We start from the raw sequence: 19,735 nt of genomic DNA on the forward strand, positions 1-19,735 counted from the left end.
TCCCTTCTGCGGTCGGGTGACGCGGCGGTCTAACGGCTCGACGGTCCGTGCGCGCGGAGGAACTCGATCGATCTCCGGGCGAGTTCGGGCCCGGCGTGGGAGTGGCGGGGCAGCTCGACGACGGTGAGCCCGTCGTATCCGGTGTCTCCGAGGGCGTCGAGGGCGGCGAGCACGGGCGGGAAGTGGATCTCGCCCTCGCCGAAGGGAAGGTGTTCGTGTACGCCGCGGCGCATGTCCTCGATCTGGACGTGTCGCAGCCAGGGGGCGGCTTCGGTGACGCAGTCGACGGGCGAAGCGGTCTCCAGGCACTGGCAGTGGCCGATGTCGAGGGTGAGTCCGAGCGGTTCCGGGTCGCCGCACAGTGCGCGCAGGTGGTGGAAGTCGGAGAGGTGGCTGAGGAGGTGTCCGGGTTCGGGCTCGATGGCCAGCGGCACACCCGCTCGTCCGGCCGCGTCGATGACCGGGGCGAGGGCGCCGGTCAGCCGCTTCCAGCCGGTCCCGGCGTCGGTGCCCAGCGGCATCACCCCGCTGAAGCAGTGCACGGCGTGGGCGCCGAGTTCGGCGGCGACGTCGACGGCCCGGACGAGCAGCCCGGTCCGGGCGGCCCTGGCCTCCGGGTCCGGGTCGAGCAGCGACGGGCCGTGCTTGCTGCGCGGGTCCAGCACGTAGCGGGCCCCGGTCTCCACGGTGACACCGAGCCCCAGCTCCTGGAGTCTGGCGGCGACCTGGCGGGTGCGGGCGAGCAGGTCCGGGCCCATCGGGTCGAGGTGCATGTGGTCGAGGGTCAGCCCGACCCCGTCGTAGCCGAGGTCCGTGAGGAGACCGAGGGCGTCGCCGAGGCGGAGGTCGGTGAGCCCGTTGGTGCCGTAGCCGAGGCGGATCGTCATGTGGGGCTCACCTTCCGGGCGAGACTGCGGGCGAGCGGGACGAGGCCCATGACGGCGAGCGCCGTGCCGGAGGCGCCGGCGCGGGCGGCGAGGGCGGCCTGGAGCGGGATCATCGCCCGGATTCCGCTGCCGACGGCGCGCTGGGTGAGCGGCGGCGACGGGTTGAGCGCGGCGTGGACGAGCGGGCGGCCGGCGGTGCGGAGGTAGGTGCCGGTGAGCGCGGTGAGGAGGAGCCGGGCGGGTGCGGTCGCCCGCTTCCCCTCCCCCGGCCGTTCCCGCATCGCCGCACCGCCGAGCGCGGCGACCGCCGTGAGCGCGGCGAGGGGTGCGGTGGTGGAGCCGCCCCGCGCCTCGTGGCGCGAGACGGCGGTGACCGCGTAGGTGTGCGCCGTGAGCAGGGCGGCGGCGGGGAGCGCGGCCGGTACGGCGGCGCGGGCCGGGGTCGCGGGGGCCGTCGCGGGTGCTGTCGCCGTGGCCGTCGCGCCCAGGAACAGGTCCAGGCCGCGGGCCGCCGCCATCGCCGCCGGGCCCGCCGGCGTGTGCTTCAGGCGGAGGTCGTACGCCCAGACCGTCGCCGCGAGGCCGGTGGCCACCGTCAGTGCCGGGCGGCCCGCTCGGGCGGCGAGGGCCAGGCCCGCCGCGGTCAGCGCACCGGCCGCGGTGAGCGCCGCGCGGGGCGTGATCCGGCCCGAGGGGATCGGGCGGTGCGGGCGGTCCACGGCGTCCTCGTCGCGGTCGGCCCAGTCGTTGAGCGCCATGCCCGCCTCGTACAGGCAGAGCGAGGCGCCGACGGCGAGGGCCGTCGAGCGGTTGGGGCGGCGGCCGACGGCCGCAGCGCCGGCGAGGGCGTCGCCCGGCACGGTGAAGAGTGCGGAGACCCTGAGCAGCTCCGCCCAGGCGCGCACCGTCACTTGTCGCCCCGCAGCCGTTCGGCGAAGTCGAGCAGCGCCAGGTACTGCGCGGACAGCGCGGCAGGTCCGCCGTCCGGGTCCTTGAAGTAGAAGCCGAGTTCGGGACGCGGACCGGTCAGGCCGGCTTCGTGGGCACGGGCCAGCAGCCGCGCCAGGTCCAGCACCAGGGGCGCGGCGAGTGCCGAGTCGCACCCCTGCCAGGTCGTCTGGAGCACCATGCGCGCGCCGAGGAAGCCGTCGAACGCGATGTGGTCCCAGGCCGTCTTCCAGTCGCCGAGCGCCGGCACGTCGTCGATGTGGACCTGGCCCTCGGGGGCGGCACCGAGCGTGTCGGCCAGGACGCGTTCCTTGCCGGCGTTCTTCGCGGCGGCCGCGGCCGGGTCGGCCAGTGCCGCCCCGTCCCCGCCGCCCAGCAGATTCGTGCCGGACCAGGCCCGTACCGGCAGGGCCCGCTGGACGAACATCGGGGCGAGCACGGAGCGCAGCAGCGTCTGGCCGGTCTTGCCGTCGCGGCCCGCGTGAGGAAGGGCGCAGGCCGCGACGGCGGCCTGGAGGGCCGGGGCGCGCAGCCCGGTGGAAGGGGTGAAGTTGACGTACGGACAGCCGGCCCGGAGCGCGGCCGCCGCGTAGAGGGAGCTGGCGGGGAGCCGCTCCGCACCGGGGGCGGGCGCCGGCTCCGTGGAGGCGACGTTCACGACGACGGTCCTGGCCAGGCCGTTGCGGCGGGTGAAGTCCGTGAGGTCGGCGGCGAACGCGGTGACGAGTTCCTCGTCCGTGCGGGTGTCGCCGGGGAGCGGGCCGCCGGGGCGGATCTCCGCGTCGGCCGCGGCGAGTTCGGAGCGCACCGCGGAGGGGAGGCCGTACGGCAGCACTCCCCCGGCGGCGAGTACCTCGGCCCGTTTGGGGAGTGGGCAGTCCAGGGTGTCGTGTCCGCCGAAGACGAGCGAGGCCACGGGTGGCAGGCCGCTCTCGGCGAACGGCGCGGTCTCGGTGACCATGCCGGCGGCCGGGTGGAGGCCCGCCGCGACCGCTGCGCACCCCGCCGTGGCGGTGGTGGCGACGGAGCCGCGTGCTCCGATGAACCAGACTCCGGTACGAACGGCGTGTGCTGACACGGGCTGCCTCCCTGGCTGGGGGTCCTGGCTGGGCAGAGCTGGTGGCGCTGTGCGTGCGGAGGGACGGGCCGCGGACGGCGGGCGGGGCGTGCGGCCCCGCCCGCCGTCCGGGCGGTGGCCCTAGGTGGAGGGCAGTTCCTTCAGCTGGATGTTGCGGAAGGACACCTGGTCGTCGGCCCCGTGGTTCTGGAGGCCGATGTAGCCGTCCTTGAGGCTGCGGGCCGGATCGGTGTTGGTGAAGTCGTTGATCTTCACTCCGTTGAGGAAGATCTGGAGCCGTTCGCCCTTGACCTTGATCTCGTAGCTGTTCCACTGGCCGGGCGGCCTGAGGACCTGGTCGCGGGCCTTGATGTTGGCCGACTTGAAGGTGTAGACGGAGCCGGTGGTGCGGTCGGGCGCGTCGGTGGCGTCGATCTGGACCTCATAGCCGTTGTTCACCGCGGACCACGGGTCGTCGGACTCCGGGAAGCCGACGAAGACGCCGGAGTTGTCGTCGCCCGCCAGCTTCCAGTCGAGCTTCAGGGAGTACGACGTGAGCTCCTTGGCCTGGTAGGTGAGCAGGCCCATGCCGCCTTCGGAGCGCAGCTCGCCGTCGACGACGTTGAACTTGCCGGGGCCCGCCTGCTTCCAGCCTTCGAGCGTCTTGCCGTTGAAGATCGACCGGTAGCCGGTGTCCGGCTTGCAGTCGGCCTTCACCTGGCCGGCCGCGTACCGCAGCCCGCCCGAGAGGACCTTGCGGAAGTCCGGGTCGGCGTAGGACTCCTTGGTGTGGCCGAGGCCGGTGTAGAAGGAGCGGCCGCCCTGGTAGGTCTGGCACCAGGTGATCGGGTGGTCGCCCTTCATGTTGCCGCCGGTGTAGGTCGTCTCGTCGAGGGTGGCGAGAACCTTGACCTTGTCGCGCGGGTTGGTGCGGTAGTTGTACAGCTCGTCGGTACGGTCCCAGGCGTCACCCAGGTGGGCGGTGGCCGGGTTCTTGTGGTCCTCGACGCGGACGGTGACGGGCTGGATGGCGGGGTGGCTGTCGAAGTACGCGCCGACGAGTCCGCCGTAGAACGGCCAGTCGTACTCGGTGTCGGCGGCGGCGTGCACGCCGACGTAACCGCCGCCGGTGGTCACGAAGTTCTCGAACGCCTTCTGCTGGTCGGCGTTGAGGACGTCACCGGTTGTCGACATGAAGACGACGGCGTCGTAGCGGGCCAGGTTGGAGGTGGTGAACTGGGCCGCCTCCTCCGTGGCGTCGACCGTGATGTTGGTGTCCTTGCCGAGTTCCTTCAGTGCGGCGATGCCCTCGGGGATCGCGTCGTGGCGGAAGCCGGCGGTCTTGGAGAAGACCAGGACGCGCTTGGCGGTCTTGTCGGGCGGGGTGTTGGAGAGTTCGAAGTCATCGAGGTCGTAGAGCGCCCCGTCGCCTCCCTTGAAGACCAGGAAGAGCTCGGTGGCCTTCTTCGGGACGCCGCGCAGGGGGACGTCGATGTCCTGGAAGACCTCCCAGCCGCCGGTCACCGGGACCGGTGCGGAGCCGAGGATCTTTCCGTCGGCCGAGCCCGAGCGGACTTCGAGGAAGCCGCCCGCGCCGCCGGAGGCTATCCGGGCGGTGAGCTTGGTGGAGTCGCCGAGGATGTACGGCTTGAAGGAGATCCAGTCGTCGTTGTCGATGTCGCCGACGGTCTTGCCGCCCTCGGCGTTCGCCTTGTCGTAGATCTTGATGCCGGACGAGTTGTTGAAGTGCTCGGCCTGGCGGTGGCGCGGCTGGAGCTGCGACTGGTCGTGGCCGGTCAGCGCGGCCTGGCCGCCGCCCCCGCCGTCGGTGTACGAGGCGTCGATGACACCGAAGATGTTGGCGTTGGGGTCGTGCCCGCCGTCCATGTCGGTCTTGATCGTGCCGGTGCAGCCGTGCGCCGAGGTGATCGGGTGGCCGTGGCTGTCGTGGCCGAGGACGAAGCGGACCTCGATCTTGGAGCAGTCGATCGTGCCGTCCTCGGGATCGGTCACGTTCACCTTGAACGGAATCTCGTCCCCGAAGGTGAACAGCTGGCCGTCACCCGGGAGTTCGAGGCTCACGGTCGGCGCTGTGTTGCCGACGGTCACATGGACGCTCGCCTTGCCGGTGCGTCCGGTGGGGTCCTTCGCGGTGACGGTCGCGGTGTAGGTGCCGTTCTTCTTGTACGTGTAGGCAGGGTTGGCGTCCGTGGAGGTGCCGCCGTCGCCGAAGTCCCAGGCGTAGGTGAGGGCGTCGCCGTCACCGTCCGCGGTGCCGGCCGAGGAGAACTTCACCTTCAGGGGCGCGGCGCCCGAGGTCTTGTTGGCCGCCGCCACCGCGATCGGGGAGCGCCCCCCTGTGGCGTTCTCGATGCGGTAGAGCGCGGAGTTCTCGTCACCGCCGAACCAGGAGAGGCCGTAGTCGAGGACGTACAGCGCGCCGTCGGGTCCGAAGGCCATGTCCATGATCTGGGTACCGGACCACGGGATGTCGTTGATCGACTGGACGTTGCCGTCGGCGTCCTGCTCGATGCGCTTGATCCACTGGCGGCCGAACTCACCGGCGAAGAAGTCGCCGTCGTAGGCCTCGGGGAACTTCACGGGCGAGTCGAGGTCGGCGTCGTAGTGGTAGACCGGTCCGCCCATCGGGGACTCGGATCCGGTGCCGAACTCGGGGACGGAACCGCCGTCGTACGGGATCCAGGCGGCCTGCGCCGGGGGCAGGTCGACGATGCCGGTGTTGTGCGGCGAGGTGTTCTTCGGGGCCGCGCAGTCGAAGGCGGCGCCGGAGGTCTTGGTGGCGAAGTCGTAGTCGATGAACGGGTCGTTGTCGCCCGTGCAGAACGGCCAGCCGAAGTTTCCGGGCTTGGTGACCCGGGCGAACTCGACCTGTCCGGCCGGTCCGCGCTTGGGGTCGGCCGCACCGGCGTCCGGTCCGTAGTCCCCGACGTAGAGGATGCCGGTGGCCTTGTCGACGCTGAAGCGGAACGGATTGCGGAAGCCCATCGCGTAGATCTCGGGACGGGTCCTGTCCGTGCCCGGGGCGAACAGGTTGCCGTCCGGGACGGTGTACGAGCCGTCGTCGGCGACCTTGATGCGGAGGATCTTGCCGCGCAGGTCGTTGCTGTTGCCGGCCGAGCGGCGGGCGTCGAACGCCGGGTTGCGGTCGGGGCGCTCGTCGATGGGGGTGAAGCCGTCGGAGGCGAAGGGGTTGGAGTCGTCGCCGGTCGACAGGTACAGATTGCCGTCCGCGTCGAAGTCGATGTCGCCGCCGACGTGGCAGCACATGCCGCGGGACGTCTTGACGTCGAGGACCTTCTTCTCGCTGCCCAGGTCGAGCGTGCCGTCCTCCTTGAGGACGAAGCGGGAGAGCCGGTTCACGCCGTCGAACTTGGCGAAGTCGGCGGCGGTGCCGGTCTCGGGGGCGTCGCCGTCGGGGGTGTCCAGCGGGGGTGCGTAGTAGAGGTAGATCGCCCGGTTCTCGGTGAAGTCCGGGTCGACTCCGACGCCCTGGAGGCCTTCCTCGTCGTGCGAGTAGACGGGGACGGTGCCGGCGACGCTGGTGTTGCCCGAGCTGTCGGTGAGCCGCAGCTCGCCGCTGCGCGAGGTGTGCAGCACGCTGAGGTCGGGGAGCACGGCGAGAGTCATGGGCTCGCCGGTCTCGGCGGCGCCCTTGGCGAGGGTGACCTGCTGGAAGTCCTCGGCGGCCGGGGCGGGGGCGGGTTCCTCGTGAGCGGCGGCCGTCCCGGGCATGGCGCCCAGGGTCAGAGTGGCCGCGGCGAGCAGAGCGCCGGTGAAGAGGGCGAGGGACTTACGGACGCGGAGCCTGGCTCTGGTCCTGCTTCGGGTTCTGTGCACGGGTGTCCTCCGGAGAGTGCCGGTTGTACGGGCGGGTGCGGGTGCTGCCGTGCCGTTCCGCGCGGGGACTGCCGCGCAGGTCAGTCGGGGCCTGTGCGGCTCCGGTGACGGGGGTTATGTCGTGTACACGTTCTGGACGGTAGACCTGTTCGTCCGGGACGGAAAGCCCTTGTGCAGCGTTGTTGTTGAACTTTTTCCTTGGTCAGGACAAAGAGGGGTCCGGGCAGGGGGTGCCGGCCCGGCGGCGTTCGCGCTCTGCCGCCGGGCGGGGGCGGAGGACTTCCCCTACCCGCCCCTTCCCGAACCCTGGGCTCGTCGAGCCCGCCGGCGATGGAGGCCCTTCAAGCGCCGCCGGCGATTGAGGCGCGGGGGTCCGGGGGCGGAGCACCCGGGGTGCGCCCCCCGCCCCGCGCCGCGGAAGCGGTCAGTCCTTGCCGCCGAACGCCGCGTCGAACGACGCGCTCGGCGGGTCGAAATCGAACCGCTTCAGCGACGCCAGCGCCTCGGGCGCGCCCGTCAGGCGGTCCATGCCCGCGTCCTCCCACTCCACGGAGACCGGCCCGTCGTAGTCGATGGACCGCAGCATCCGGAACACGTCCTCCCACGGCACATCGCCGTGCCCCGCGGAGACGAAGTCCCAGCCGCGCCGCGGGTCGCCCCACGGCAGGTGGGAGCCGAGCCGGCCGTTGCGGCCGTCGAGGCGCTTACGGGCCTCCTTGCAGTCCACGTGGTAGATCCGGTCCCTGAAGTCGTACAGGAAGCCGACCGGGTCCAGGTCCTGCCAGACGAAGTGGCTCGGGTCGAAGTTCAGCCCGAACGCGGGCCGGTGGCCGACGGCCTCCAGCGCGCGGTGCGTGGTCCAGTAGTCGTACGCGATCTCGCTCGGATGCACCTCGTGGGCGAACCGCACCCCCTCGGCGTCGAACACGTCGAGGATCGGGTTCCAGCGCTCGGCGAAGTCCTCGTACCCCCGCTCGATCATGTGCGGCGGCACCGGCGGGAACATCGCCACCAGGTGCCAGATCGACGAGCCGGTGAAGCCGATGACCGTGTCCACACCGAAGGCGGCGGCCGCCCGCGCGGTGTCCTTGATCTCCTCCGCGGCCCGGCGGCGCACCCCCTCGGGCTCCCCGTCGCCCCAGATCCGGGCGGGCAGGATGCCCTGGTGGCGCTCGTCGATCGGGTTGTCGCAGACGGCCTGCCCGACCAGGTGGTTGGAGATCGCCCAGCACTTCAGCCCGTACTTGTCGAGCAGTTGGTGGCGCCCGTCCAGGTACCCCGGGTCGGCGAGTGCCTTGTCGACCTCGAAGTGGTCTCCCCAGCAGGCGAGTTCCAGCCCGTCGTAACCGAAGTCACGGGCGTACCGGCAGACGTCCTCCAGTGGCAGGTCGGCCCACTGACCGGTGAAGAGGGTGAAGGGACGGGGCATGCGCAGGACCTCCTAGAGCTGTGCGGGGGTGTGGACGGGGGTGTGCACGGAGTTCTTCGCGGCGCTCTCCTCCACCGCCGCCAGCACCCGCTGGACCTGGAGGCCGTCCGCGAACGAGGGTGTGGGTGCGCTCCGTTCGGCGATCGTGCGGACCACGTCACGGGCCTGGTGGATGAAGGTGTGCTCGTATCCCAGCGCGTGGCCCGGCGGCCACCAGGCCTCCAGGTAGGGATGCTCGGGCTCGGTGACCAGGATGCGCCGGAAGCCGGCCGTGGTGGCGGGCTCGGTGTGATCGTGGAAGGACAGCTCGTTGAGCCGTTCCAGGTCGAAGGCGAGCGAGCCCAGTTCCCCGTTGATCTCCAGCCGCAGCGCGTTCTTCCGCCCGGCGGCCATCCGGGTCGCCTCGAAGGAGGCCAGTGCGCCGGAGGCGAGCCGGCCGGTGAAGAGCGCTGCGTCGTCGACTGTCACCGCCCCCCGCGCACCGGCGTCCGCCACCGCGGCCAGACCCGCCGACGGCCCCGCCCGCAGGGGCCGTTCGCGCACGAAGGTCTCGGTCACCGCCGACACCCCGACCAGCAGCTCCCCCGCCAGGAACTGGGCGAGGTCCACGATGTGCGCCCCGAGGTCGCCGAGGGCGCCCGAGCCCGCGTGTTCCCGCTCCAGCCGCCAGGTGAGCGGCGACCCGGGGTCGACCAGCCAGTCCTGGAGATAGGTGGCCCGGACGTGCCGCAGGGTGCCGAGCCGCCCCTCGGCGATCAGCTTCCGGGCATAGGTGATGGCGGGCACCTTGCGGTAGTTGAAGCCGACCACCGCCACCTGACCGCGGGCGGCGGCGCGCTCCGCCGCCTCGGTCATGGCCTCCGCCTCCGCGACCGTGTTGGCGAGCGGCTTCTCGCACAGCACGTGCTTGCCCGCCTCCAGTGCCGCGATGGCGATCTCCGCATGGCTGTCGCCGGGGGTGCAGATGTCGACGAGCTGCACGTCGTCCCGGGCGATCAGGGCCCGCCAGTCGGTCTCCGCGGCCGCCCAGCCGTGCCGGTCGGCGGCGGCCTCGACCGCCCTGCGGTCGCGTCCGCAGATCGCGGCGAGAGCCGGTCTCATCGGCAGCTCGAAGACATGGCCGGCGGTGCGCCACCCCTGCGAGTGGGCGGCGCCCATGAACGCGTATCCGACCATGCCGACCCCGAGCGTGGGTGCGCTCTGCATCGGCCGGTACGTCGGCGGCGCCGCCGCCTCCTGCTCCGTCTCTTCCCTACGGGCCATCCGGACTTCCTCCTCATCGGTGGTTCGGTGGGTGCGGCAGGAGGGTCAGCACCCTCCTGCGGGGCCGGTCAGTTGAAGCCCGTCGGCAGGTACTGATCGACGTTGTCCTTGGTGACCACCGCCGAGTAGAGCGTGAGGTTGGTCGGGATCTCCAGCTCGGAGAGGCCGGCGACGCCCTTGCCCTGGCCGAGCGCGCGGGCCAGGTCGACGGCCGACGCCGCCATGGTCGGCGGGTAGAGAACGGTGGCCTTCAGCACGCTGTTGTCGGCCTTGATGGCGTCCATCGCGGACTTGGCCCCGGCGCCGCCGACCATCAGGAACTCGTCCCGTCCGGCCTGCTGGATGGCGCGCAGCGCGCCCACGCCCTGGTCGTCGTCGTGGTTCCACAGGGCGTCGAACTTCTTCTGCGCCTGAAGGAGCTGGGACATCTTCGCCTGGCCGGACTCAACGGTGAAGTCCGCGGCCTGACGGGCCACCAGTTCGATGTTGGAGTAGTTCTTCAGGGCGTCCGCGAAGCCCTGGCTGCGCTGCTTGGTGAGTTCCAGGCTGTCGATGCCGGCCAGCTCGACGACCTTGGCGTTCGACTTGTCCTTGAGCTGCTCGCCGATGTACGTACCGGCGTTGAGACCCATGCCGTAGCTGTCCCCGCCCACATAGCAGCGGTAGGCCTGCGGGGAGGCGAAGACGCGGTCCAGGTTGACGACGGGAATGCCCGCCCGCATGGCCTCCAGGCCGACCTGGGTGAGCGCCTTGCCGTCGGCCGGGAGGATGATGAGGACGTCGACCTTCTTGTTGATGAGGGTCTTGACCTGGCCGATCTGCGCGGCGGTGTCGTTGGAGCCCTCGGTGGTCTCCAGGGTCACCTCGGAGTACTTCTTCGCCCGCGACCTGGCGTTCTCGTTGATCGCGTTGAGCCAGCCGTGGTCGGCCTGCGGCCCCGCGAAGCCGATGGTGATCGGCTTGCCCGGCTTGTCGTCGGCGGCGGGCGCGTTGCTCTGCGCCGCGGTGTCCTTCTCCTTCGGGCTGTTGCTGGTGCAGGCGGTCAGGAAGGCGCCCGCGGAGACTGCTGCGGTACCGAAGAGCAGTCCTCTGCGGCTGGTTTCTGGCATGGCTGTCAAACCCTTCATCCGGTGCGTGGGCATACGGAACAGGCAGGAACTGAGCGGAAGGTGACGTGCGGTCAGGATTCCCTGTTGACCGACGTGCGGCCCTGGACCAGAACGGCGGCGACGATGATCGCGCCCTTGGCTATCTGCTGGACGTCGCTCTGCAGATTGTTGAGCGCGAAGATGTTGGTGATCGTGGTGAAGACGAGGACACCCAGCACGGAGCCGACGATGGTGCCGCGGCCGCCGGTGAGCAGGGTGCCGCCGATGATCGCGGCGGCGATGGCGTCGAGTTCGTACAGATTGCCGTTGGTGTTCTGACCCGAGCCGGACAGGATGATCAGCATGAAGGCGGCGATGCCGCAGCAGAGTCCGGACAGCAGGTAGAGGTAGAGGCGCTGGCGCCGGACGTCGATCCCCGCCAGCCGTGCCGCCTCCGCGTTGCCGCCGACGGCGACCGTGCGGCGGCCGAAGGTCGTACGGTTCAGCACCAGCCAGCCGACGACGGTGACCACGGCGAACATCATGACGAGCGGCGGGATGCCGAGGACGTAGGAGCCGGGCAGGCCCAGGTCCAGGACGGACTTGACCGTGACGATCTGGGTCTTGCCGTCGGTGATCAGGAGGGCCATGCCGCGGGCGGAGGCGAGCATCGCCAGCGTCGCGATGAACGGCACCAGCCGGCCGTACGCGATGAGCACCCCGTTGACGAGTCCGGCTCCGAGGCCGACGAGCATCGCGGTGAACAGGATGCCGACGAAGCCGTACTCCTGGGTGGCGAGTGTGGTCGCCCAGACGGAGGCGAGGGCGACCATGGCGCCGACGGACAGATCGATGCCGCCGCTGGTGATGACGAAGGTCACCCCGACGGTCACCACACCGATGACGGACGCCTGGGTCAGGATCAGCTGGAGGTTCCCGGTGTCCAGGAAGGCGTCGGGCTCGGTGATGCCGCCGACGACGATCAGTGCGGCGAGGACGCCGAGCAGCGAGAGGCTGCGCAGGTCCACCCGGAGCCCGAGGGCGCGCGGGGACCGGTCCTTCTTCGGGGACGCGGGGACGGACGCGGGCGCGGCGCCCTTGTCCGGCCCGCTCTGCTGTGCCGAGGAGACGGGCTGCGTCATGACGTCGGGCTCCCTTCCATCACGAGGTCGAGTACGCGGTGCTCGTCGAGCTCCCTGGCGTCCGCCGTATGCACGACGTGACCCTCACGGAGCACCAGCACCCGGTCGGCGAGGCCCAGGACTTCGGGCACTTCGCTGGAGACGAGCAGTACGGCGAGGCCTTCGTCGGCCAGCCGGCGGATCACGGCGTAGAGCTCGGCGCGGGCGCCGACGTCCACCCCGCGGGTCGGTTCGTCGAGCAGCAGCACCCGGCAGCCGCGCAGCAGCCAGCGGGCCAGGACCGCCTTCTGCTGGTTGCCGCCGGAGAGGGTGCGGACGGGGGTGTCCGGGTTGTCGGGGCGCAGCGAGAGTTCGCGGGTGGCGGCGCGGGCCGCCTTGCGCTCGGCGCCCCGGTCGAGCCAACCAGCCCTGGAGAAGCGGGACATGGAGGACACGGACACATTGCGGGTGACGGATTCGAGCATCAGCAGGGCCTGCGCCTTGCGTTCCTCGGGGGCGAGGCCGATGCCGGCCGCGACGGCGGCGCGGACGCTGCCGGGCCGCAGCGGCCGGCCGGCGACGGTGACCTGTCCCGCGGTCGCGCGGCGGGCGCCGTAGATGGTTTCCAGGATCTCGGAGCGCCCGGAGCCGACGAGTCCGGCGAGGCCGACGATCTCGCCGGGCCTGAGTTCCAGGTCGACGGGGGCGAACTCGCCCTTCCTGGTGAGGCCTTCGACCGTGAGCACCGGCTCGGCGCCGGTGCCCGCGCGGCCGGCTTCGGGTCTCGGCGGGAAGACGTACTCGACGTTGCGGCCCGTCATCATGGCAACGATGTCGCGGGTGGGTGTGGACTCGGCGGGGAGGCCGACCGCGACGGCCCGGCCGTCCTTGAGCACGGTCACCCGGTCGCCGATGCGGCGGATCTCCTCCAGCCGGTGGGAGATGTAGACGACGGCGACTCCGTCGGCGGTCAGGGAGGCGACGATCCGGAAGAGGTTGGCGACCTCGTCGGGGTCGAGCGCCGCGGACGGCTCGTCCATCACGATGAGCCGTACGTCGTGGGAGAGCGCGCGGGCCATCGAGACGATCTGCTGCTGGGCCGCGGAGAGTTCACCGACCGGGCGGGCCGGGTCGATCTCCGGGTGGCCGAGGCGTTTCAGCAGTGCGGCGGCCGCGGTGCGGCCCTCGCGGGTGCGGACGACGAATCCGGCGCTGGTCGGCTCGTGGCCGAGGAAGACGTTCTCGGCGACCGACAGCCCTTCCACCAGGTCGAGTTCCTGGTAGATGGTGGCGATCCCGAGACGCATCGCGGTGATGGGTGTCTTGAGCACGGTCGGTGAGCCGCGCCAGGTGATCTCGCCGCCGTCGGGCTGGTGGGCCCCGGCGAGCACCTTGATGAGCGTGGATTTGCCGGCCCCGTTCTGGCCGAGCAGGCAGTGGACCTCGCCGGCCTGTACCTCCAGGTCGACGCCGTCGAGGGCGCGCACGCCGGGGAAGGACTTGGTGATGCCGGACATGGTGAGCAGGGGTGGTTCTGGAGCCATGGCGAATCCCCTCGGCGGGTGCCGGTGAGCGGGCAGGGCGAAGTGCAGTCCCGGGGTGTCCCCGGACCCCGGCCGCCGGCGCGGGGACAGTGCCTTGTTGCTGGCCGGCCGAGGATCGGTCCGGCGGGAGGCGGATCGGACGGGAGAACGATCAGGCGGGTGGTACGCGGCTCTTGCACGGTGCTGCGGCCCGGTGAGCGGGCCGGTGGTGCTGGGTCAGGCCGGTGAGAAGAGGTGGTCGCTGATGAGCCTGGCCGCGCCGATCACTCCGGCGGCGGGTCCCAGCTCGCCCAGCACGATGGGAAGGTTGCCGGTGGCCAGTGGCAGCGACTGCCGGTAGACCTGGGTCCGGACGCTGGCCAGCAGCGTGTGACCCAGTCCGGTCACCCCGCCGCCGATCACCACCAGACCGGGGTTGAAGAAGCTGACAAGCCCCGCGATGACCTGTCCGACCCGGTTGCCGCCTTCGCGGATCAGGTCGAGCGAGGTGGCATCGCCCGCGGCAGCGGCCGCGGCCACATCGACGGCGGTGAGTTTCCCGGACGCCGCCAGCCGGGCCGCGAGCTCCGCGGACTGTCCGGCACGGGCCGCGTCCTCGGCGTCGCGGGCCAGTGCGGCGCCGCTGAAGTGTGCTTCCAGGCAGCCCCGGTTGCCACAGGCGCAGGGGCGCCCGTCCGGTTCGACCTGGATGTGGCCGATGTCGCCCGCACTGCCCGTCGTACCGCGGTGGACCTCTCCGCCGACGACGATGCCGCAGCCGATACCGGTACCGATCTTGACGCAGAGGAAGTCGCCCACGGAGCGGGCGACGCCCGCGTGCTGCTCCCCCATCGCCATCAGGTTCACGTCGTTGTCGACCATCACGGGGCAGCCCAGCTCCTGGCTGAGCGCCTCGCGGACCGGGAAACCGTCCCAGCCGGGCATGATCGGCGGTGCGACCGGAATTCCCTCGGGGAAGCGGACCGGTCCCGGTACGCCGATACCCGCGCCGTCGAACCCTTCGGCGAGCCCGGAGGCCCGGAGCTTGGCCGCCATGGACAGCACCTGCTCGAAGATGGCGACGGGGCCTTCGCGTACGTCCATGGGGTGGTTGAGGTGGCCCAGGACCTCCAGCTCCGCGTTGGTGACCGCCACGTCGACCGAGGTGGCGCCGATGTCGACGCCGAGGAAGCGCAGTGCCGGGGCGAGCCGGATGTTGTGCGAGCGACGCCCGCCGCGGGATGCGGCGAGTCCGTCGGCCACCACAAGGCCGGTCTCCAGCAGTCTGTCCACCTCGACGGCGAGCTTGGAGCGGGAGAGATCGACCTGATCCCCCAGCTGTGCCCGTGAGTTGGGCCCGCCGTCGCGCAACAGCCGAAGCAGTCGCGCCTGATGCGCATTCGCGGGTCGTGCCGTCATACGTCTCACGCGCCCCTCCCCGCCACATCGGCCTGTCCGTCGGGCTTTGGAGGGGAACGTAGCAGCGCTCGCCCGGAGTGGGAAGAAGTTGCGCAGGAATCCACCACAACTTTCTCCACCCTGAGGACAAAGGGGTGCGGAGAGTGGCGCCGGAGGACCGCGCCGGGGCGCCGCCGGCGCGGGCACGACAATGCCCCCGATCGCCGGCGGGCTGACCTCTCAGCCGGCGTTCGAGGGCGGGGGCAGCGGGGGGATCAGCTCTCTTCGCGCTCGTGGTACGTCCGGCGGGTGCGCTCCGTGTGCGTCCGCATGATCGCCGTGGCCTGTCGCTCGTCGCGCGAGGAGATCGCGGCGATCAGCGAGCGGTGCTCGATCCAGGACCCGGTGCCGCGTCGGCGGGCGAGCGGGGTGCGGTACCGGAGTCGGCGGCGAGGCGGGCGGCCGCGGCCTCCCGGAGCGCCTCGTGGACACGCTCGCGCGGTGGACCGGGCCGTTCCAGCCTCGGCACAGCCCCCTGCGGCAGTCCTGCGGACACCATCGCGGTCCCCGTCAGCGCCGAGCAATTGCTCATTGTCTACAGCCTGCCGAGCGCAAGGCCCCTCAGGGACAGCGGATCACCTGACCCGCGTAACTGAGGTTCCCGCCGAAGCCGAAGAGCAGCGCCGGGGCTCCGGTGGCGACCTCGCCCCGCTCCACCAGCTTGGACAGGGCCATCGGGATCGAGGCGGCCGATGTGTTCCCGGAATCCACGACGTCCCGGGCGATGACGGCGTTGACCGCGCCGATCTTCCTGGCGACCGGTTCGATGATCCTCAGGTTGGCCTGATGCAGCACCACCGCGGCGAGATCCTCGGGAGTGATGCCTGCCTTCTCGCACACCTTGCGCGCGATGGGCGGCAGCTGGGTGGTCGCCCAGCGGTAGACCGACTGCCCCTCCTGGGCGAAGCGCGGCGGCGTCCCCTCGATCCTTACCGCGTCCCCCATCCCGGGCACGGAACCCCACAGCACCGGCCCGATCCCGGGCCGGCCGGCCGCACCGGAGTCGGCGACGACGACCGCCGCACCGGCGCCGTCCCCCATCAGCACACAGCTGGAGCGGTCGGTCCAGTCGACGATGTCGCCCATCTTGTCGGCACCGATCACCAGCGCACGGGTGGCGGCGCCCGCGCGGACGGCGTGGTCGGCGGTGGCGAGGGCGTGGGTGAAACCGGAACAGACCACGTTGATGTCCATCACCGCGGGCGAGGACATGCCGAGGCGGGCGGCGACCCTGGCCGACATGCTCGGCGACCGGTCGATCGCCGTGGAGGTGGCGACCAGGACCAGGTCGATGTCCGCGGGCTGGAGCCCGGCGGCAGCGAGGGCCTTGGCCGCCGCGTGCGCGGCAAGCTCGTCCACCGGCTCGTCGGGGCCGCCGAGGTGGCGGGTCTTGATGCCGACGCGGCTGGTGATCCACTCGTCACTGGTGTCGACCATGGCCGCAAGGTCATGGTTGGTGAGCACCCTGGCGGGCTGATAGTGGCCGAGCGCCACGACACGTGTGCCGGTCATATTCAGGTTCCCCTCGCTACATATGGCAGGAACCATCCAGTCTTGGTCGCTACCGACCGGTACAGAGGCACGTGATCCCACAGGATTACCGGCCGACGATTGGAGGCTTGACAACAGCCCTGACCGCTCGGACCGCATACTGTCGACAATATTATGTCGACCGGACGACGGCTCCTGCCTCCTCTCCCGCTCTCGTCCCCCCTGTCGCGCTCCCTGTGCAGGACAATGTGAGCGTCGAGGTCACCTCGTCGCACGACAGCCCGGTGACCCACGGCAACCTCCGTATCAAGGGCCGCTTCGGCTTCCACCACGTACAGAATCGGGTCCAACGGTCATGGGACGGGTCACCGAGCGCCGCCGCACCATCCGCATCCGGGACGGGGTCGTCACCACCCGCCCCGACACCCTCGTCGCCGAGGAACCCCTGGAGATCCGGCTGAACGGCAAGCCGCTCGCCATCACGATGCGCACCCCGGGCGACGACTTCGCGCTGGCGGCGGGCTTCCTGGTGAGCGAGGGCGTGCTCGGCGAGGGCCACGAGGTGCAGTCCATCGCGTACTGCGCCGGGGCGACGGCCGACGGTGTCAACACGTACAACGTGGTGGACGTGCGGCTCGCGCCCGGCGTCGTGGTCCCCGACATCACGCTGGAGCGCAACGTCTACACGACGTCCTCCTGCGGGCTGTGCGGCAAGGCCAGTCTGGACGCGGTCCGCACCACGACCCGGCACCCCGTCGCCGACACTCCTCCGGTCCGGGTCGAACCGGCGCTGCTGTCCGCCCTCCCCGACCGGCTGCGCGCCTCGCAGCAGGTGTTCGACCGGACCGGGGGTCTGCACGCGGCGGCACTGTTCTCCGAGACGGGCGAACTGATGGACATACGGGAGGACGTCGGCCGGCACAACGCGGTCGACAAGCTAGTCGGCCGGGCCCTCACGGACCATCGGCTGCCGCTGTCCCGGTCGATCCTGCTGGTCTCGGGGCGGGCCTCCTTCGAGCTGGCGCAGAAGGCGGTGATGGCCGGCATCCCGATGCTCGCGGCGGTCTCGGCACCGTCGTCCCTCGCCGTCGACCTGGCGGCCGAGACCGGTCTGACGCTGGTCGGCTTCCTGCGGGGGCCTTCCATGAACGTGTACGCGGGTGAGCACCGCATCGCCCTGGACGCGACGGCCGTGCGGGGCTGATCCCGCCCGCCGCACGGGTCCGGGACGGCCGGCCTCGGCCCACACCACGACGCTTCCGGTCAGGTCACCGTGAGGGGCTCCCGCGCCGCCGCACCGTCCGTACCCGCCTCCTGCGGGTCCCTGGCGCGCCGCTTCGCGATCACCGCGCACACCATGAGCTGCATCTGGTGGAAAAGCATCAGCGGCAGTACGGCGAGGCTCGCCTGCGCGCCGAACAGGACGCTGGCCATCGGCAGGCCGGAGGCCAGGCTCTTCTTCGAACCGGCGAACTGGATGGCGATACGGTCCTCCCGGCCGAAGCCGAGCCGCTTCGCCCCGTACCAGCTCAGCGAGAGCATCAGCGCGAGCAGCACCGCCTCCGCCCCGAGCAGCGCCCCGAGCCGGGCCGGGGTGACCTGGTGCCAGATACCGGCGACCATGCCCTCACTGAACGCGGTGTAGACGACCAGCAGGATCGAGCCCCGGTCGACAAAGCCGAGGATCTTCTTGTGCCGGGCGAGGAAGCCGCCGATCCAGCGGCGCAGCAATTGTCCCGCGACGAACGGCAGCAGCAGCTGGACGCCGATCCTCAGGAGCGCGTCCCCGGAGAACCCGCCGCCGCTGTTGCCGAGCAGCGCGGCCGCGAGCAGCGGGGTGATGAAGATCCCGGCGATCGAGGAGAAGGAGCCCGCGCAGATCGCCGCGGGCACGTTGCCGCGGGCCATCGAGGTGAAGGCGATCGACGACTGGATGGTCGAGGGGACCAGGCAGAGGAAGAGGAAGCCGCTCTGGAGCTGCGGTGTCAGGATGTACGGCACCAGCCCCCCGCTCGCCAGCCCCAGCAGCGGGAACGCGACGAACGTGCAGGCCAGGACGGTGAGGTGGAGCCGCCAGTGGCGCAGGCCGTCGAGTGCCTCCGCGGTGGAGAGCCGCGCGCCGTAGAGGAAGAAGAGGAACGCGACCGCGCCCGTGGAGGCGCCGCCCGCCACCTCGGCGGCCGCGCCGGAGGCCGGCAGCAGCGCCGCGAGTACGACGGTGCCGATCAACGCCATGATGTAGGGGTCGATCGGCAGCCAGGACGGCAACTGCGGGGTGCGGCGGCTCATGGGCTCCACGTGTTCTCTCGTTCATGGTCGTGCCAGCCCATCCTGCTCCTGATCACCGACATCGGGAATCCGGCATACCGCTCTTACTGTGATCGTGGTTCGCGATAACGTGTGGGCCATGTACGACCCCGCGCAGCTGCGCACCTTTCTCGCCGTCGCCCAGACACTGAGCTTCACCCGGGCCGCCCACCGGCTCGGGGTGCGGCAGTCCACCGTGAGCCAGCACGTGCGGCGGCTGGAGGAGGCGGCCGGGCGGCAGCTGTTCACCCGTGACACGCACCGGGTCGATCTCACCGTGGACGGCGAGGCGATGCTCGGTTTCGCCCGGACGATCCTGGCGGCCCATGAGCGGGCGTCGGCGTTCTTCGCCGGCACCCGGCTGCGCGGGCGGCTGCGGTTCGGGGCCTCGGAGGACTTCGTGCTGACGCGGCTGCCGGAGATCCTCCAGTCGTTCCGCCGGGACCATCCGGAGGTCGAGCTGGAGCTGACCGTGGAGCTGTCGGGCACGCTGCACCAGCAGCTCGCGGCGGGCCGTCTCGATCTGGTACTGGCCAAGCGGCGGACCGGTGACACCCATGGGGAGCTGGTCTGGCAGGACGCGCTGACCTGGATCGGGGCGCCGCGGCTGCGGATCGACCCGGACCGGCCGGTGCCGCTGATCCTCTTCCCGCCGCCGGGCATCACCCGGGCCCGCGCGCTGGAGGTGCTGGAGGGCCAGGGCCGCTCCTGGCGGGTGGCGTGCACCAGCGGCAGCCTCAGCGGACTGATCGCGGCCGCCCACGCGGGGCTCGGCGTGATGGCGCACAGCCGGGGCCTGGTACCGCCCGGACTGGTCCCGGTACCGGCGAGGGCGGGGCTGCCGGAGCTCGGCGAGGTGGACTTCGTCCTGCTGCACGGCCGTCGCCGGGACGGTGCGCAGCAGGCCGCGGACGCGCTCGCGGCGGCGATCCTGGCGGGCGGCGACCGGCTGATCCGCCCGCCGGGGATTGCGGGACAGCCCTGAGGGGGAGAATGAACGCTGAGCGGCGGTCGCCGCCGGGGCGGCCCAACCCGGTCAGGCCCGGCAGGTGGGGATCAATCCCCCGTAACGGCACGGAACGGCAGTGATCGCGGCGTACAGATTCGGTGGAGATTCCCGCGCGAGCCACTTACTCCTTGGTCGGAAGCACGCCCGAGCCTTGCCCATCTGGCCGGATTTCACCCCCTGACCAGTGCAGACGCCATGTTTTGCGGCCCGCTTCCGGCTCTCCCGCGGCCGCGCCCGGTGGGGTAGCGTCACGGCGCTGTGCGGAGCGCCACAAGGAGCAGGTCATTGCGCGAGTT

15 protein-coding genes and 2 pseudogenes are annotated in these 19,735 nt (G+C 71.3%); 3 read left to right on the forward strand and 14 right to left on the reverse strand.

Translation table 11 applies throughout. The features are described 5' to 3' along the window. Window positions 1-29: 29 nt before the first annotated feature. The 13 genes and pseudogenes from ACIO3R_RS13270 to ACIO3R_RS13330 form a co-directional block, all read right to left on the reverse strand. Complete coding sequence (locus tag ACIO3R_RS13270) at window positions 30-887, reverse strand: sugar phosphate isomerase/epimerase family protein (RefSeq protein WP_402105581.1); 858 nt, start codon at window positions 885-887, stop codon at window positions 30-32. Further along, window positions 884-1,798 (reverse strand): SCO3242 family prenyltransferase, encoded by a 915-nt coding sequence (locus ACIO3R_RS13275; RefSeq protein ID WP_402105582.1) that lies wholly within the window; start codon window positions 1,796-1,798, stop codon window positions 884-886. Before ACIO3R_RS13275 ends, ACIO3R_RS13270 begins: the two co-directional genes overlap by 4 nt. Continuing rightward, on the reverse strand, window positions 1,795-2,913 hold the full coding sequence (locus tag ACIO3R_RS13280; protein WP_402105583.1) for an inositol-3-phosphate synthase: 1,119 nt from the start codon (window positions 2,911-2,913) through the stop codon (window positions 1,795-1,797). The genes ACIO3R_RS13275 and ACIO3R_RS13280 overlap by 4 nt, the downstream gene beginning before the upstream one ends. Before the next feature lie 120 nt (window positions 2,914-3,033). Further along, complete coding sequence (locus tag ACIO3R_RS13285) at window positions 3,034-6,750, reverse strand: ThuA domain-containing protein (protein WP_385041784.1); 3,717 nt, start codon at window positions 6,748-6,750, stop codon at window positions 3,034-3,036. 424 nt (window positions 6,751-7,174) lie between these two features. Beyond that, window positions 7,175-8,179 carry a sugar phosphate isomerase/epimerase family protein gene (locus ACIO3R_RS13290; protein WP_363024911.1) on the reverse strand — a complete coding sequence of 335 codons (1,005 nt, stop codon included), beginning with the start codon at window positions 8,177-8,179 and terminating at the stop codon, window positions 7,175-7,177. Between the two features lie 12 nt (window positions 8,180-8,191). Next, window positions 8,192-9,442, reverse strand: coding sequence for a Gfo/Idh/MocA family protein (locus tag ACIO3R_RS13295; RefSeq protein ID WP_402105584.1), 1,251 nt, complete (start codon window positions 9,440-9,442; stop codon window positions 8,192-8,194). Between the two features lie 68 nt (window positions 9,443-9,510). Further along, window positions 9,511-10,551 (reverse strand): substrate-binding domain-containing protein, encoded by a 1,041-nt coding sequence (locus ACIO3R_RS13300; protein WP_385027010.1) that lies wholly within the window; start codon window positions 10,549-10,551, stop codon window positions 9,511-9,513. A gap of 71 nt (window positions 10,552-10,622) precedes the next feature. Beyond that, window positions 10,623-11,672: an ABC transporter permease gene (locus ACIO3R_RS13305; RefSeq protein ID WP_385027013.1), complete on the reverse strand. Its 1,050-nt coding sequence runs from the start codon at window positions 11,670-11,672 to the stop codon at window positions 10,623-10,625. Continuing rightward, entirely contained in the window at window positions 11,669-13,195 is a 1,527-nt protein-coding gene (locus tag ACIO3R_RS13310; protein ID WP_385027016.1) for a sugar ABC transporter ATP-binding protein, read from the reverse strand. Before ACIO3R_RS13310 ends, ACIO3R_RS13305 begins: the two co-directional genes overlap by 4 nt. 216 nt (window positions 13,196-13,411) lie before the next feature. Then, window positions 13,412-14,593 (reverse strand): ROK family transcriptional regulator, encoded by a 1,182-nt coding sequence (locus tag ACIO3R_RS13315; protein ID WP_363024905.1) that lies wholly within the window; start codon window positions 14,591-14,593, stop codon window positions 13,412-13,414. A gap of 254 nt (window positions 14,594-14,847) precedes the next feature. Further along, window positions 14,848-15,021: pseudogene (locus tag ACIO3R_RS13320) on the reverse strand (FCD domain-containing protein); the annotation flags it as partial. Then, complete coding sequence (locus tag ACIO3R_RS13325) at window positions 14,949-15,164, reverse strand: hypothetical protein (RefSeq protein WP_402105666.1); 216 nt, start codon at window positions 15,162-15,164, stop codon at window positions 14,949-14,951. The gene ACIO3R_RS13325 and the pseudogene ACIO3R_RS13320, both read right to left, overlap by 73 nt. 29 nt (window positions 15,165-15,193) lie before the next feature. Further along, the gene (locus ACIO3R_RS13330; protein ID WP_385027019.1) at window positions 15,194-16,144 is read right to left on the reverse strand and encodes a beta-ketoacyl-ACP synthase III; all 951 of its coding nucleotides are present in this window, start codon (window positions 16,142-16,144) and stop codon (window positions 15,194-15,196) included. A gap of 203 nt (window positions 16,145-16,347) precedes the next feature. Between ACIO3R_RS13330 and ACIO3R_RS13335 the strand changes: the two are divergent. Both ACIO3R_RS13335 and fdhD read left to right on the forward strand, forming a co-directional pair. Then, window positions 16,348-16,467 (forward strand): annotated as a pseudogene (locus ACIO3R_RS13335) (Fe-S-binding domain-containing protein); the annotation flags it as partial. Window positions 16,468-16,478: 11 nt separating this feature from the next. Further along, a complete protein-coding gene (fdhD, locus tag ACIO3R_RS13340) occupies window positions 16,479-17,327 on the forward strand; it encodes a formate dehydrogenase accessory sulfurtransferase FdhD (protein ID WP_385027022.1) in 849 nt (282 codons plus the stop codon). Window positions 17,328-17,386: 59 nt separating this feature from the next. Here fdhD and ACIO3R_RS13345 read toward each other — a convergent pair whose 3' ends face one another. Continuing rightward, entirely contained in the window at window positions 17,387-18,412 is a 1,026-nt protein-coding gene (locus ACIO3R_RS13345) for a bile acid:sodium symporter family protein (protein WP_385027025.1), read from the reverse strand. Window positions 18,413-18,521: 109 nt separating this feature from the next. Between ACIO3R_RS13345 and ACIO3R_RS13350 the strand changes: the two genes are divergently transcribed. Continuing rightward, the gene (locus ACIO3R_RS13350) at window positions 18,522-19,415 is read left to right on the forward strand and encodes a LysR substrate-binding domain-containing protein (protein ID WP_385027208.1); all 894 of its coding nucleotides are present in this window, start codon (window positions 18,522-18,524) and stop codon (window positions 19,413-19,415) included. Window positions 19,416-19,735: the final 320 nt, after the last annotated feature.

The sequence above is a fragment of the Streptomyces sp. NPDC087428 genome (assembly GCF_044744085.1).
GTDB lineage: Bacteria > Actinomycetota > Actinomycetes > Streptomycetales > Streptomycetaceae > Streptomyces.